Below are 14819 nucleotides of genomic sequence, written 5' to 3' on the forward strand. Positions count from 1 at the left end.
TATGTCAGACCAGGAGAGAGAGAAAGCGGCCTCCCGCGAGGACGAGGTCAGCAAATGGAAGATCGGTCAGCATAAGGAACTGGACTGGCGTCAGTTCCTCCAGGAGAAGATCGCTGCGGGACTGGTGGCGGAGGAGCCCTTCCGCTGTCCCACCTGCGGCCTCATGCGCCGCAACCGGATCTGTCCGGTGTGCGGCAGCGTCATGGACCTGAAGACCATGACTGAGACCGTCCATGGGGACGAGTCCGCCAAATAAGTTGGAAATGAGGGATACCATGCCCATTGAACAGATCTGTACCATCGTGGAGGCGTCCAAGCTGAACGAGTACGCCTACTCCTTCACCCTGGAGGTGGGGGATATGGTGACCCGCCACGGCCTGAAGGCCGGTCAGTTCCTCCATATTGCCTGCGGCGAGGGGCTGCTCCTCCGCCGTCCCATTTCGGTGTGCCAGGTGGAGGCCAACGCACCCCACGATACCGCCCGCGTCGTCTTTGAGGTGCGGGGCGAGGGTACCCACTGGCTGGCCGGGCGCCAGGCGGGGGAGAAGGTGAACGTCCTTGGCCCCCTGGGCAACGGCTTTGCCATCAGCACTGACGACCGGCTGCTGCTGGTGGGCGGCGGCATCGGCGTGCCGCCCCTGCTGGGTCAGGCCGTCTATACCGCCGGGAAGGCCACTGCCGTGCTGGGCTTCCGCTCTGCCGACCGGGCCATGCTGGTGGAGGATTACCAGGATAACTGTGCAGAGGTTTACCTGTGCAGCGACGACGGCTCCCTGGGCCGCCACGGCTTTGTGGACGCCCAGCTGCGGGACATTCTTGAAAAGGATAAAAACTTTACAGCTGTTCTGGCCTGCGGCCCCAAGCCCATGCTGAAGAACGTGGCCAAGGTAGCGGCGGAATTCGGCGTGCCCTGTCAGGTCTCCCTGGAGGAGCGGATGGCCTGCGGCGTGGGCGCCTGTCTGGGCTGCGCCGTTCAAATGGCCGATGGTACCATGAAGCATGTGTGCAAGGACGGCCCTGTATTTGACGCCAAGGAGGTGGACTGGAATGTCTAAGGTGGATCTGTCCGTCGATCTGGCGGGCGTCAAGATGAAAAACCCGGTGGTGGTGGCCTCCGGTACCTTCGGCTTCGGCCGGGAGTACGGCCAGTTCTACAACCTGAATGAGCTGGGCGGCATTTGCTGTAAGGGTCTTACCCTTCACAGAAGAGAGGGCAATCCGCCCCCCCGCATTGCCGAGACTCCCATGGGCATCCTCAACTCCGTGGGCCTTCAGAACCCCGGCGTGGACGCCTTTATCGAGCATGAGCTGCCCGAGCTGAAGCAGCACGACCTGGCCATCATCGCCAACATCTCGGGCAACACCCCCGAGGAGTACGGCGTCATGTGTGAAAAGCTGTCGGCGGCCGGGGTGGACATGATCGAGGTCAACATCTCCTGCCCCAACGTAAAGGCGGGCGGTCTGGCCTACGGTACCAAGCCGGAGCTGGCCGCCGAGGTCACCCGCATGGCCAAGAGCCACTCCACCGTCCCCGTGATGGTGAAGCTGTCCCCCAACGTCACCGATATCACTGAGATCGCCCGGGCGGTGGCCGATGCCGGCGCTGACGCCCTGTCCCTCATCAACACCCTGCGGGGCATGCGCATCGACCTGAACACCCGTCGGCCCATCCTGAAGATGAACACCGGCGGCCTGTCCGGCCCCGCCGTGCTGCCGGTGGCGGTGCGGATGGTATGGGAGGTGGCCTGCGCCGTGGACCTGCCCATTCTGGGTATGGGCGGCGTGGCCAGGGGGGAGGATGCGGCCCAGCTGATGCTGGCCGGCGCCTCTGCCGTGGCGGTGGGCACCGCCTGCTTTGCCGACCCCTACGCCCCCATCAAGGTGCGGGACGGTCTGGCCCAGATCACTTCTGCCCAGGGACTTGACAAGGTTTCTGACCTGACAGGCGGCGTGCGCCCCTGGTAATGCCCGCCATATCCTGATCCGAAGAGGGTGCATACTGTGACTAAGGTTTATATCATCCGTCACGCGGAGGCGGAGGGCAACCTGTACCGCCGGGTACACGGCTGGTACAACAGCCTCATCACCGACAACGGCTACCGGCAGATCGCCGCCCTGCGGGGGCGGTTTGCCGATGTGCACATTGACGCGGTGTACTCCAGCGACCTGTTCCGCACCATGACCACCGCCACGGCCATCTATCCCAGCCATGGCCTGGAGCTCCACACCACCCCCGCCCTGCGGGAGATCGGCGTGGGAGTCTGGGAGGACAAGCCCTGGGGAGCGCTGGAGCGGCACGACGCCATGCGGCTCATCCGTTTCAACCACGCCTCTCCCGAGTTCCAGGTGGAGGGGGGTGAGACCTTCGCCCAGGTCCAGGCCCGGATGAAGGGGGCGGTGCTGGACATTGCCGCCAAACACCCCGGCCAGACGGTGGCCCTCTTCTCCCACGGCTCCGCCATCCGGTGCCTCCAGGGCGCCATCCGGGGCCTGGGTCCCGGCGAGATGGACAGCCTGGGTCACAGCGACAACACCGCTGTCACCTGCATGGAGGTGGAGGGGGATCAGATCAGCATCCTCTTTGAGAATGACAACTCCCACCTGCCGGAGGAGATCTCCACCCTGGCCAGCCAGAAGTGGTGGAAGGCCCGGGAGGGCAGCCTTGCAGACGCCAACATGTGGTTCCGTCCCCTGGATCTGGACCGGGAGGAGGAGCTCTACCTGGCGGCCCGGCATGATGCCTGGGTGGACATCCACGGAGAGCAGGCCCCCTTTGATGGGGCTGGCTTCTGCAAGGACGCCCGGGCTTGCTGGGAACAGGACAAGGAAAAAGCCTTGTCAGTCGCCATGCAGCGGGATCAGGTGGCCGGTGTGCTCCAACTGGATCTGGAGCGCTTTGCAGAGGATGGTATCGGCTACATCCCCTTTGTGTACATGAATCCTGAGCACCGCAAAAAGGGGCTGGGCGTCCAGCTCATCGGCCAGGCGGTATCGGTATACCGTCCTCTGGGCCGTACCCGCCTGCGGCTGCGCTGCGCCCCCGAAAACGCGGTGGCCCAGCGGTTCTATAAGAAGTACGGCTTTGAAAAGGTGGGGGAGGAGCACGGCCGTGTGACCCTGGACATTTTGGAAAAATACATCGGCTATGAGGCCAGGAACGGATAAGAGGAACGATATGAATGCATTTTTGCCCGTCTCCAAGGCGGATATGGAAGCCCGTGGTTGGGACGGGTACGACTTTCTGATCATCACCGGCGACGCCTATGTGGATCACCCCACCTTCGGCTGCGCCATCATCTCCCGGGTGCTGGAGACTGAGGGCTACCGGGTGGCCATTCTGGCCCAGCCGGACTGGCGCAGGCCGGAGGCCTTTACAGCCCTTGGCCGGCCCCGCCTGGGCGTGATGCTGTCTGCCGGCAATCTGGACTCCATGGTGGCCCATTACACTGTGGCCAAGAAGCGGCGGCACGACGACGCCTATTCCCCGGGCAATCAAGCGGGGCTGCGCCCCGACCGGGCCTCCATCGTGTATGCCAACAAGGTGCGGGAGGTCTATGGGGACATTCCTCTGATTATCGGCGGCCTGGAGGCCTCCCTGCGGCGCTTTGCCCACTACGACTACTGGGAGGACAAGGTGCGCCGGTCAGTGCTCTTTGACAGCCAGGCCGACCTGCTGGTGTACGGCATGGGAGAGACCGCCACCCGTGAGATCGCCGCCCGGCTGGCCTCAGGCACCCCGGTAGGGGAGATCACGGATGTAAAGGGAACTGCCTTTATTGCGAAAAACCCCTCTGCCTGCGTCTATCCCAAGGTGGAGTGCCCCTCCTACGAGGAAGTGCGGGCCGACAAGCGGCAGTATGCAGTAGCCAACCAGATCCAGTATGAGGAGCACGACCCGGTGCGGGGGAAGGCCATCCTCCAGCGCCACGGGGACCGGCTGCTCATCGTCAATCCTCCCGCCATGCCCCTTACTACGGCGGAGCTGGACTTTGTGGCCGAGCTGCCCTACGTCCGGGAGCCCCACCCCATGTACGACGAAATGGGGGGCGTGCCCGCCATTGAGGAGGTGCGCTTCTCGGTGGCCCACAACCGGGGCTGCTTCGGCGCCTGCAATTTCTGCTCTCTGGCCTTCCACCAGGGGCGGATCATCACCTCCCGCAGCCATGAGAGCGTGCTGAGAGAGGTGGAGGGGCTGACCCACCACCCCGGCTTCAAGGGCTATATCCACGATGTGGGCGGCCCCACCGCCAACTTCCGGCGGCCTGCCTGCAAAAAGCAGATGAAGGCGGGACTGTGCCGGGGCAAGGCCTGTCTGGCCCCTGAGGCCTGCCCCAATCTGGATGCCGACCACACCGACTATCTGATGCTGCTGCGGAAGATCCGCCAGATCCCCGGCATCAAGAAGGTCTTTATCCGCTCCGGCATCCGCTTTGACTATATGCTCAAGGATAAGAGCGGAGAGTTCTTCGCCGAGCTGGTGAAGCACCATGTGTCCGGCCAGCTGAAGGTGGCCCCGGAGCACTGCGTCAACTCGGTGCTGGATTATATGGGGAAGCCCCATATCGAGGTGTACGAGAAGTTCAAGCGGAAGTATGAGTCCCTGAACCAGAAGTACGGCAAGGAGCAGTATCTGGTGCCCTATCTCATGTCCTCCCACCCGGGCTGCACCCTGGAGGACGCGGTGAAGCTGGCTCAATGGCTCAACCGCACCGGCCGTCAGCCCGAGCAGGTGCAGGACTTCTATCCCACCCCGGGCACCCTGTCCACCTGTATGTATTATACCGGCATTGATCCCCGGACCATGAAGCCGGTGTATGTGCCCCGCGACCCCCACGAGAAGGCCATGCAGCGGGCTCTGATGCAGTGGAAGCGGCCTGAAAAGCGGCCTCTGGTGAGGGAGGCCCTTCACCGGACCCACCGGGAGGACCTGATCGGCTTCGGCAAGGACTGTCTGCTGCGGCCGGAAAAGCATTTCAAGGCCCAGACGGAAAAGCCCGCAGCCCGGGGCAAGGCGGGCAAAGGCGCGAAACAAACGGTCCGGAAGGACGCCAAGCCCCAGGCCAGACCCACCCGCAAGGCGGGCTGGGCGGTGGCCAAACCCAAGAAAAATGCCCGGCCCCGCAAAGGAAAATCCTGATGACTCATCCAGCAGGAAGCAGTTTGTATGCTTCCTGCTGGATTTGTTATTTTTCATGGAAAATACTTGATATAATGATAGAACGTAGTACAATATAGGTAATCTCCGCCAGCGAAATAAAATGAGAGGATGTGTGTTTTGTGAAAAGACGTTTGTTGTCCCTGCTGGCAGTACTGGCCTTGATGGTATCCCTGATCCCCGGAGCGCTGGCTGCGCCCGAGGCACTGGTGATCACCATGCGGCTCAACAGTCCCTGGTGTGTCATTGGCGACACCGTGACCCAGATCGACTCGGAGAGCAGCGCCGTGGTGCTCATGTCGGAGAGCGGCCGCACCATGCTGCCCATCCGCCGGATGATCGAGGCCTACGGCGGCACCGTGGAGTGGGTGCCTGAGACCAACGGCGTGCGCTGCTCCCTCAACGGTACCTCGGTGGAACTGGAGTATGATTCCACAACCGCCCTGGTGAACGGGGAAGAGGTGACCATGGATGTGCCCATGCGGGCCAAAAACAACCGCTCCTTCGTACCGGTGCGCTTTGTCAGCGAGAATCTGGGCCTGTATGTGGAGTGGGAGCCCCAGAACCAGATCGTGGTGGTGTCCAACGGACAGCTGGACAAAAACACCCTGACTGCCCTGCCCCAGGTCCAGAAGCTGGTGGAAAAGACCACCCCCAAGGCCTCCCCGGTGACCCTGACCTCCAAGAGCTATGCTCTGGCCTCCGGCACCGTCAGCGCCAATGTGATCACAGTGAATATGAAGGACCCCAGGGTGTCCGTCAAGTCCACCCTGAGCAATGGAAAGCTCAATTCCCCTGCCAGCTTCCAGTCCATGGCCGCCTCCTCCGGCGCGGTGGCGGTGATCAACGCCAATTTCTTTAACAGCAACAGCGCCGTTCAGGACCCCATCGGCCACCTGATGGTGAACGGCCAGTTCGTGTATGCCAGCTCGGGCATCTCCTCCCTGGGCATCACCGATACCAACGAGATGCGCTATGGCCGGCCGCCGGTCTTTGTCCGCATCGAGACGGTGGACGGCGGCGCCTACCGCTGGTGGGACGCCTATGAGGTGAACATGCTCAAGCAGTTCAGCGGCCAGGCGGTGCTGTACACCCCCGCCCGGGGGACCTCCTTCCAGGTCACCTATCCTGGCTCCGTTCTGACGGTGATCAACAATGTGACCACCAGCTTCCAGATGGTGTCCGCCGGGCAGACAGTGTCTATTCCCGCCAACGGCTATGTGCTCTACTCCAGCGACACCGTCACCAACTACAGCTTCTTCAACCAGTTTGAGGCGGGCCGCACCGTGGCTCTGCGTCCCTACCTGCAGCGGGACGACGTGGAGGGCTTCCAGCTGGACGGCGTGCAGACCATCGTGTCCGGCGCGCCCCGTCTGGTGCAGGACGGCGTCAAGAGCACCTATCTGGACCCCGGCTTCACCGAGGCCCGCTTCACCACCGCCGTCACCCCCCGTACCGCCGTGGGTACCACCAGCGACGGCAAGCTGCTGCTGGTCAATGTGAAGGCGGCCACCATCGAGCAGATGCGTGACCTGATGCTGACCCTGGGGTGCGTGGACGCCATCAACCTGGACGGCGGCGCCTCCACTGCCATGTACTATAACGGTCAGGTCCTGTCCGCGCCCGGCCGTAATCTGACCTCTACCCTCCAGGTCTTTGTGTCCGAATAAAGTCACTGCCATGAAAATCCCCCGCCAAAAGGCGGGGGATTTTTCTCTTGACAGGGGAGAGGTCTGGTGCTAAAATGATCAATCAAATAATTTTGATGTGAGGTGAGCGGCATGGATGGAGTACACCGGCGCAATGCCCGGGTGTTCAAGGCCCTGTGTGATCCCAAGCGGCTGGCCATTCTGGAACTGCTCCGGGGCGGGGAGAAATGCGCCTGCGTCCTGATGGACCAGTTGGAGCTGGGCCAGTCGGCGGTGTCCTACCACATGAAGATCCTGTGCCAGTCCGGCCTGGTGGACAGCCGGCAGGAGGGGAAGTGGACCCACTACCGGCTCAGTCCCGACGGCTGTGCCGCCGCCATTCGTCTGCTGGAGCAGCTGACCACGCCCGATGCGTGAGCAGCTGCTTTTTCCCGGACAATACATCAAAAAATCTTGATGTGAGAGGTGTTGATATGGAACTGATTTCTGCCGGGTGGCAATTCGTTCAGAATCAGGTGCTGGGTATGAAGTGGCTGGAGGGGCTGATTGGCCGGGGGCTGGAGGCCCTGGGGGTGGAGCCGACCACCCGATGGGGCGGCAGCTTGCAATTCTTCTGCTATGATGTGCTCAAGATCACCATTCTGCTGTGTGCCCTGATCTTTGTGGTGTCCTATATCCAGAGCTATTTCCCGCCGGAGCGCAGCCGCCGGATTCTGGGCCGGTTTCACGGCTTGTGGGCCAATCTGCTGTCCGCTTTGCTGGGGACAGTGACCCCATTCTGCTCCTGCTCCTCCATCCCGCTGTTCATGGGCTTCACCAGCGCGGGCCTGCCCATCGGGGTGACCTTTTCCTTTTTGATCTCGTCCCCCATGGTGGATCTGGGCAGCCTGGTGCTGCTGATGAGCATTTTCGGCGCCAGAGTGGCGGTGATTTATGTGGTGCTGGGACTGGTCATTGCGGTGGTCGGAGGCACGGTGTTGGAAAAGCTGGGCATGGAACGGTATGTGGAGGACTTTGTACGCCATGCCGCAGCCCTGGAAAGTGAGGACCATACTCTCACCCGCCGGGAGCGGGTGAGCTACGCCAAAGGGCAGATGACCGCCACCTTCCGCAAGGTCTTTCCCTATGTGCTAGTAGGCGTAGGCGTGGGCGCCGTCATTCACAACTGGCTGCCGGAGAGCTGGATCCAGAGCATTCTGGGAGACGGCAATCCCCTGGGCGTGGTGCTGGCTGTGCTGGTGGGAATCCCCATGTATGCTGATATCTTTGGCACCATCCCCATCGCTGAGGCTCTGCTGACCAAGGGGGCCCAGTTGGGCACGGTGCTGGCCCTTATGATGGCGGTGACCACCCTCAGCCTGCCCTCCCTCATTATGCTGCGGAAGGCGGTAAAGCCCCGGCTGCTGGCCGCTTTTATCGGGGTGTGTACCCTGGGGATCATTGTGGTAGGTTATCTCTTCAATCTCTTTCAATGGATTATTTTATAAGGAGGATTTTATCATGGGACTGTTTGGCAGCAAAAAGAAGGTGGGGGAGGACCACCCCAACGCGCCGGTTAAGGTGCTGGGCTCCGGCTGTGCCAAGTGCAACACTCTGGAGGATGTGACCCGGCAGGCCCTGGCGGAGTTGGGCCTGGACCTGGAGGTGGGCCACGTGACCGATTTCAGCCAGATCGCAGCCTACGGCGTCATGACCACACCGGCCCTGGTGGTGGACGGCAAGGTGCTCTCCGCCGGGCGGAGCCTCACCAAGGGGGAGGCCATGGAGCTGATTAGAAAGGCCAGAGGGCTGTAAGAAAAAGAGGGGGGGTCGTCCTCCCTCTTTTTGCTTGACAGCCTATACCCCTATGGGTATAATGTGGGTGAGATACCCATGGGGGTATAGGAGGTGTCATGATGAAAAAGCTGGAGGAATTGCTGGAGTGGGGCGGCGTGAAAAAAGATCTCACGCTGCTGGTGCTCTCAGGACTGGCCCTGCTGGCCAGCATTTTGTGGGGAGAACAGCTGCCGGTGGACCCAGCCTGGGTTGCCATCATTCTGTGCGGCCTGCCCATCATTCTGGAAGCGGTCATCGGCCTGGTCACCGCCTTTGACATCAAGGCCGACGTGCTGGTGTCCATCGCGCTGGTGGCCTCGGTGATCATTGGGGAGGACTTTGCCGCCGGCGAGGTGGCCTTCATCATGCAGCTGGGGGCCCTGCTGGAGGATCTGACGGTGGCCAAGGCCAGGGCGGGCATTGAAAAGCTGGTGAAGTTGACGCCCCGCACCGCCCGGCGGATCACCGGGGACGGGGAAGTGGTGGTGCCCGCGGAGGAGGTGCTGGTGGGCCAGCTGCTGCGGGTGCTGCCCGGTGAGACCATTCCGGTGGACGGGGTGGTGAAGGAGGGCCGTACCTCGGTGGACCAGTCGGTGATGACCGGTGAGTCCCTGCCGGTGGACAAGGCCCCCGGGGACCCGGTGTCCAGCGGCACGGTGAACCAGTACGGCGCCTTCACCATGGAGGCCACCAAAGTGGGGGAGGACAGCTCCATCCAGCGGATGGTGCGGCTGGTCCAGTCCGCCGACGCAGGCAAGGCCAAGATCGTGGGTCTGGCCGACCGGTGGGCCACCTGGATCGTGGTCATCGCCCTGTCCGCCGCTGCCATCACCGGCTTTGTCACCGGGGAGCTCATCCGGGCGGTGACCATTCTGGTGGTATTCTGCCCCTGCGCCCTGGTGCTGGCCACCCCCACCGCCATTATGGCGGCCATCGGAAATGCCACCCGCCACGGCTTCCTGGTGCGGGAGGGAGACGCTCTGGAGCGGCTGGCTGGGGTTACCTGTGTGGCCTTCGACAAGACGGGCACCCTGACCATGGGCAAGCTGCGGGTGACGGCGGTGCTGCCTTTGAACGGTCAGACCGAGGAAGCGGTATGGGCGGCTGCGGTGGGACTGGAGTCCTGGTCGGAGCACCCTCTGGGCAAGGCGGTGGCCACCGACGGCAGGGTCCGCTATCCCCATCTGGCCCCGGCGGGACAGGGTGTGGAGGTGCTGCCCGGCCTGGGTCTGCGGGGTACGGTGGACGGAAGGCCCCTGTGGGCGGGCAACTGCACCCTCATGGAGCAGCTGGCGGTTCCTTTGCCGCCGGAGGGGGAGGCCTTTGCAGCCCAACGGCTGGGGGAGGGCTGCACCCTCATCTATCTGGCAGGTGAGGGGACCATGCTGGGGGTGCTGGCTCTGGCGGACACCCTGCGGCCCGACGCGGCAGATACCATCCGGGCGGTCCGGGCCGCCGGGGTACAGCCGGTGCTGCTGACAGGGGACCATCACAGCGCCGCCGCCCACATCGCGGGACTGCTGGGCATCGGCGAAGTGAAGGCGGACTGTCTCCCAGAGGACAAACTGAACTGGATCGCCCGCACCCAGGAGCAGGGGTGGCCGGTGTGTATGATCGGCGACGGCATCAACGACGCCCCCGCCCTGAAGAAGGCCATGGTGGGCATCGCCATGGGAGGCGTGGGCAGCGACATCGCCGTGGACGCCGCCGACATGGCCCTGGTGGGGGACGACCTGCGTCAGCTGCCCCACCTGCTGCGGCTGTCCCGGCGGATGCTGTTCACCATCAAGTGCAACCTGACCTTCTCCATGGCCCTGAATTTTGCCGCCATCGCCCTGGCCATCACCGGCGTCCTCAACCCGGTGGTGGGGGCCCTGGTCCACAACGCCGGTTCGGTGGCGGTCATCCTCAATTCTGCCCTGCTGCTGCGCTGGCGAAAAAAGTAGAATGTAAGGCCCCGGATGCGGTCCAAGGGACTGTATTCCGGGGCCTTTGGCAAATTTTACAGCACAGACCGGCCGGACAGTGAATAATTTGAAAAACTTTAGCCTAACCTCTATGCAAAAATGGAAAACTATATTAAAATAAGATAGCATGATTTTCCGAAAAGGGGTTGAACATATGAGTGAACCGCAGTTCAAGCGGATCCTTCTGAAGGTCAGCGGCGAGGCTCTCGCCGGCGAGGCCAGCCGCGGGCTGGATTTCGACGTGATCGGCAGCGTATGCGACGTGATCAAAAAGTGTGTGGCCACCGGCGTTCAGGTGGGCATCGTGGTAGGCGGCGGTAATTTCTGGCGCGGCCTGAAGGACGGCGGCGACCGGATGGAGCGCACCCGTGCCGACCATATGGGCATGCTGGCCACCACCATCAACGCCCTGGCCGTGGCCGACGTGCTGGAGCAGAAGGGCGTGGATGTGCGGGTGCAGACCGCCATTGAGATGCGGGCCATTGCCGAGCCCTACATCCGCTCCCGGGCCATCCGTCACATGGAGAAGGGAAGGGTGGTCATCTTCGGCTGCGGCACCGGCAATCCCTTCTTCTCCACCGATACCGCTGCCGTGCTCCGGGCCGCCGAGATCGATGCCGACGCCATCCTGCTGGCCAAGAACATCGACGGCGTGTACTCCGCCGATCCCCGGAAGGATCCCACCGCGGTGAAGTATGACACCATTACCTATGACGACGTGCTGGCCCAGCACCTGGAGGTGATGGATTCCACCGCCACGTCCCTGTCCATGGATAACAAGATCCCGGTGATCCTGTTTGCGCTCAAGGACCCCGAGAACATTCTGCGGGTGGTCATGGGCGAAAAAATCGGAACCATCGTGAAGGAGGAACCGTGAAATGAAGGAACTCAATCAGGAATTTGACGCCAAAATGAAAAAGACCATCGATGTGGTCATGAGCGATTTCGCCAGCGTCCGTGCCGGCCGGGCCAACGCCGCCGTGCTGGACAAGATCACGGTGGACTACTACGGCGCCCCCACCCCCCTGAACCAGGTGGCCGCCATTTCTTCTCCCGATCCCCGTTCCCTGATGATCCAGCCCTGGGACTCCACCTTGCTGAAGGCCATTGAGAAGGCCATCCAGTGCTCCGACCTGGGCATCAACCCCCAGAACGACGGCCGCGTCATCCGCCTGGCCTTCCCCCAGCTCACCGAGGAGCGCCGTAAGGAGCTGTCCAAGCAGGTGAAGAAGTACGGCGAAAACGGCAAGGTTGCCATCCGCAACATCCGCCGGGACGCCATGGAGAAGTTCAAGGCCCAGGAGAAGAAGGGCGAGATGACCGAGGACGACCGGAAGGACTACGAGAAGGAGCTCCAGGATCTCACCGATAAGCGGATCAAGGAGATCGACGAGCTGACTGCCAAGAAGGAAGCAGAACTGATGGCGGTCTGATCCAAAAATGAACAAAGACCCGGTGCGGGGCGCCTGATGCGTCCCGCACTGGTGTCGTATAGGCGGGTTTAAGCATGGCATTATTCAAACCAAAGGCGGAGCTGGCGGAAGTGGATTTCAACCACCTGCCCCGTCATGTGGCGATCATTATGGACGGCAACGGTCGCTGGGCCAAGCGCCGGGGACTGCCCCGCACCGCAGGTCACGCCGCCGGGGCTGAGACCTTCCGTACCATTGCCACCTACTGCCAGGAAATTGGTCTGGAGTACCTGACGGTATACGCTTTTTCCACAGAAAACTGGAAGCGGCCCATGGAGGAGGTTTCTGCCATCATCGGGCTGCTGAAGAAATATCTGCTGGAATCCATCGAGAAGATGGAGAAGGACAAGATCCGGCTGCACTTTTTCGGCGATCTGGACGCCCTGCCGCCGGAGCTGCGGGAGCTGACCGTCCGTACCGATGATATCTCCACCCGGTATGAGGGCATGCAGGTCAACGTATGCTTTAACTACGGCGGACGGGACGAGATCGTCCGGGCGACCCGTGCCTTCGCGGCGGACTGCCTGGCCGGGAAGCGGAACCCGGAGGAGTTGACGGAGGACCTTTTCTCAGGCTATCTCTACTCCGCCGGGGTGCCCGATCCCGATCTGGTGATCCGTCCCAGCGGCGAGCTGCGGATCTCCAACTTCCTGCTGTGGCAGTCGGCCTACGCGGAGTTCTACTACACCGACGTGTTGTGGCCCGACTTCAGCAAGGAAGAACTGCATAAGGCGCTGGCGGCCTATCAGAGCCGCTCCCGCCGATTTGGAGGTGTCTGAGTGGGGAAGCGAATCATGGTGGCGGTGATTTTTATTCCGCTGCTTGTTGTGCTGATCTATGGAGTTTCCCCGGCATATCCGGTGGTCCTGCCCATTCTGATCGCCGCCCTGTCCATGATCGCAGTGCATGAGGTGCTGTGGTCCACCGGGTTTTTGAAGCATACCCGGCTGTCGGGCTATTCCATTGTGCTGGCCGGCCTGGTCCCCTTCTGGGTGTACTACAGCGGCGAGCTGCTGCCTGCGCTGTGCGGCATGTTCGTATATGTGGTGCTGCTCTTTGCCGAGGCCATCGGCAGCCATAAGCGCATCACCCTGGAAAAAATGGGAGGCGCCTTCTTCCTCAGCGTGGTCATTCCCTTTTTCCTGTCCTCACTGCTGCGCATCCGGCAGATGGAGCACTGGATGGCCCTCATTATCCTGCCCTTTGTGGTGGCCTTCCTCAGCGACGCCTTTGCCCTCTTTGCGGGCATGGCCTTCGGCAAGCACAAGCTGGCCCCTGAGCTCTCCCCCAAGAAGACGGTGGAGGGGGCTATCGGTGGCTTTGTCGGCGCCATCGTGTGTACGGTGCTCTACGGTGTGGTGCTCCAGCTGGGGTTCTCCATGCAGATCAATTATCTCTATCTCATTGTCTACGGCGCCCTGGGCAGCGTGGTGTCCCAGCTGGGCGACCTGTCCTTTTCCTATATCAAGCGGGAATACGGGCTCAAGGATTTCGGCAATATCTTTCCCGGTCACGGCGGCGTGCTGGACCGCTTTGACAGCGTGATCTTCTGCGCGCCTCTGATCGAGCTGCTGATCCATCTCCTGCCCGCAGTGGGGGGCTGAACATGAGTAATTGCATTTCGTTGCTGGGTTCTACCGGCTCCATCGGGCGGCAGTCACTGGAAGTGATTGCCGCCTGTGGCATGCGTGTGGCCGCGCTTACCGCCAACCGGGACGTGGACCGGCTGGAGGAGCAGTGCCGCCAGTTCAAACCCAGTCTGGCGGTTATGATGGACCCTGCCGCCGCCGCTGACCTGAAAACCCGGCTGGCCGACACCGGTATCCGGGTGGCCTCCGGTCCGGAGGGCCTGGTGGAGGCCGCCACCCTGGCGGAGGCGGACACCGTGCTCACCGCTGTGGTGGGTATGGTGGGCCTGGTGCCCACCCTGGCCGCCGTCCGGCAGGGCAAGCGCATCGCTCTGGCCAACAAGGAGACCCTGGTGTGCGCCGGAGAGCTGGTCATGGACGGGGCGGAGCAGTACGGTGCGGAGATCGTGCCGGTGGACTCGGAGCACTCCGCCATCTTTCAGTGTCTCCAGGGCAGCAAAGACAGGGGAGAGGTGAAACGGCTCATCCTCACCGCCTCCGGCGGGCCCTTCTGGGGCTGGGACAAGGAGCGCATTGCTTCGGCTACCATTGAGCAGGCCCTGAACCACCCCAACTGGTCCATGGGGGCCAAGATCACGGTGGACTCCGCCACCCTGATGAACAAGGGCCTGGAGTTCATCGAGGCCATGCGGCTCTACCGCATGCCGCCTGAAAAAATCTCCATTGTGGTCCACCGGGAGAGCATCATCCACTCCATGGTGGAATACTGTGATAACGCGGTGCTGGCCCAGATGGGGGTGCCCGACATGCGCCTGCCCATCCAGTACGCCCTGACCTGGCCCTCCCGCACCCAGGCGGTGGCAAAGCCCCTGGACCTGCTGACCTGTCCGCCCCTGACCTTCCACGCCCCGGACTATGAGGCGTTTCCCTGTCTGTCCCTGGCGCTGGAGGCCGCCAGAACCGGCGGCACCGCCACCGCGGTGCTCAACGGCGCCAACGAGGCGGCGGTGGGTCTCTTCCTGGCGGGGAAGATCCCCTTCGGCGACATCGCCCGGCGGGTGGAGCATGCCCTGGCCGGCGTGCCGGTGGTGCAGTCTCCCACCCTGGAGGATGTGCTGGCGGCGGATGAGGCCGCCCGGGCGCTGGCAGGCAAGTAATCTGATTTTGAGGTG

15 protein-coding genes are annotated in these 14819 nt (G+C 62.5%); all 15 read left to right on the forward strand.

Features of this window, described 5'->3' with window-relative positions:
- Position 1: 1 nt before the first annotated feature.
- The 15 genes from B5G34_RS02180 (at position 2) to B5G34_RS02250 (ending at position 14804) form a co-directional block, all read left to right on the forward strand.
- The gene (locus B5G34_RS02180; protein ID WP_087333819.1) at positions 2 to 256 is read left to right on the forward strand and encodes a hypothetical protein; all 255 of its coding nucleotides are present in this window, start codon (positions 2 to 4) and stop codon (positions 254 to 256) included.
- 19 nt (positions 257 to 275) lie between these two features.
- Positions 276 to 1055, forward strand: a complete 780-nt coding sequence (locus tag B5G34_RS02185) for a dihydroorotate dehydrogenase electron transfer subunit (RefSeq protein ID WP_087333821.1) — start codon at positions 276 to 278, stop codon at positions 1053 to 1055.
- On the forward strand, positions 1048 to 1965 hold the full coding sequence (locus B5G34_RS02190; RefSeq protein ID WP_087333823.1) for a dihydroorotate dehydrogenase: 918 nt from the start codon (positions 1048 to 1050) through the stop codon (positions 1963 to 1965). The genes B5G34_RS02185 and B5G34_RS02190 overlap by 8 nt, the downstream gene beginning before the upstream one ends.
- Before the next feature lie 36 nt (positions 1966 to 2001).
- Positions 2002 to 3165, forward strand: coding sequence for a bifunctional histidine phosphatase family protein/GNAT family N-acetyltransferase (locus tag B5G34_RS02195; RefSeq protein ID WP_087333825.1), 1164 nt, complete (start codon positions 2002 to 2004; stop codon positions 3163 to 3165).
- A 10-nt stretch (positions 3166 to 3175) separates the two neighbouring features.
- On the forward strand, positions 3176 to 5137 hold the full coding sequence (locus B5G34_RS02200) for a YgiQ family radical SAM protein (RefSeq protein WP_087333827.1): 1962 nt from the start codon (positions 3176 to 3178) through the stop codon (positions 5135 to 5137).
- 140 nt (positions 5138 to 5277) lie between these two features.
- Positions 5278 to 6825 carry a phosphodiester glycosidase family protein gene (locus B5G34_RS02205; protein WP_140397178.1) on the forward strand — a complete coding sequence of 516 codons (1548 nt, stop codon included), beginning with the start codon at positions 5278 to 5280 and terminating at the stop codon, positions 6823 to 6825.
- 111 nt (positions 6826 to 6936) lie between these two features.
- Complete coding sequence (locus B5G34_RS02210; protein ID WP_087333831.1) at positions 6937 to 7221, forward strand: metalloregulator ArsR/SmtB family transcription factor; 285 nt, start codon at positions 6937 to 6939, stop codon at positions 7219 to 7221.
- A gap of 56 nt (positions 7222 to 7277) precedes the next feature.
- Positions 7278 to 8291, forward strand: a complete 1014-nt coding sequence (locus tag B5G34_RS02215) for a permease (RefSeq protein ID WP_087333833.1) — start codon at positions 7278 to 7280, stop codon at positions 8289 to 8291.
- Between the two features lie 13 nt (positions 8292 to 8304).
- Positions 8305 to 8598 (forward strand): thioredoxin family protein, encoded by a 294-nt coding sequence (locus B5G34_RS02220; protein ID WP_087333835.1) that lies wholly within the window; start codon positions 8305 to 8307, stop codon positions 8596 to 8598.
- 101 nt (positions 8599 to 8699) lie between these two features.
- A complete protein-coding gene (locus B5G34_RS02225) occupies positions 8700 to 10565 on the forward strand; it encodes a cation-translocating P-type ATPase (RefSeq protein WP_087333837.1) in 1866 nt (621 codons plus the stop codon).
- Between the two features lie 175 nt (positions 10566 to 10740).
- The gene (pyrH, locus tag B5G34_RS02230) at positions 10741 to 11463 is read left to right on the forward strand and encodes a UMP kinase (protein ID WP_087333839.1); all 723 of its coding nucleotides are present in this window, start codon (positions 10741 to 10743) and stop codon (positions 11461 to 11463) included.
- A 1-nt stretch (position 11464) separates the two neighbouring features.
- On the forward strand, positions 11465 to 12019 hold the full coding sequence (gene frr, locus B5G34_RS02235) for a ribosome recycling factor (RefSeq protein ID WP_087333841.1): 555 nt from the start codon (positions 11465 to 11467) through the stop codon (positions 12017 to 12019).
- 74 nt (positions 12020 to 12093) lie between these two features.
- The gene (locus B5G34_RS02240) at positions 12094 to 12837 is read left to right on the forward strand and encodes an isoprenyl transferase (protein WP_087333843.1); all 744 of its coding nucleotides are present in this window, start codon (positions 12094 to 12096) and stop codon (positions 12835 to 12837) included.
- Positions 12838 to 13662, forward strand: coding sequence for a phosphatidate cytidylyltransferase (locus tag B5G34_RS02245; RefSeq protein ID WP_242956765.1), 825 nt, complete (start codon positions 12838 to 12840; stop codon positions 13660 to 13662).
- Between the two features lie 2 nt (positions 13663 to 13664).
- The gene (locus tag B5G34_RS02250) at positions 13665 to 14804 is read left to right on the forward strand and encodes a 1-deoxy-D-xylulose-5-phosphate reductoisomerase (protein WP_204245892.1); all 1140 of its coding nucleotides are present in this window, start codon (positions 13665 to 13667) and stop codon (positions 14802 to 14804) included.
- Positions 14805 to 14819 lie beyond the last annotated feature (15 nt).

The organism is Flavonifractor sp. An82, assembly GCF_002159265.1.
In the GTDB taxonomy this organism is placed as follows: domain Bacteria; phylum Bacillota; class Clostridia; order Oscillospirales; family Oscillospiraceae; genus Flavonifractor.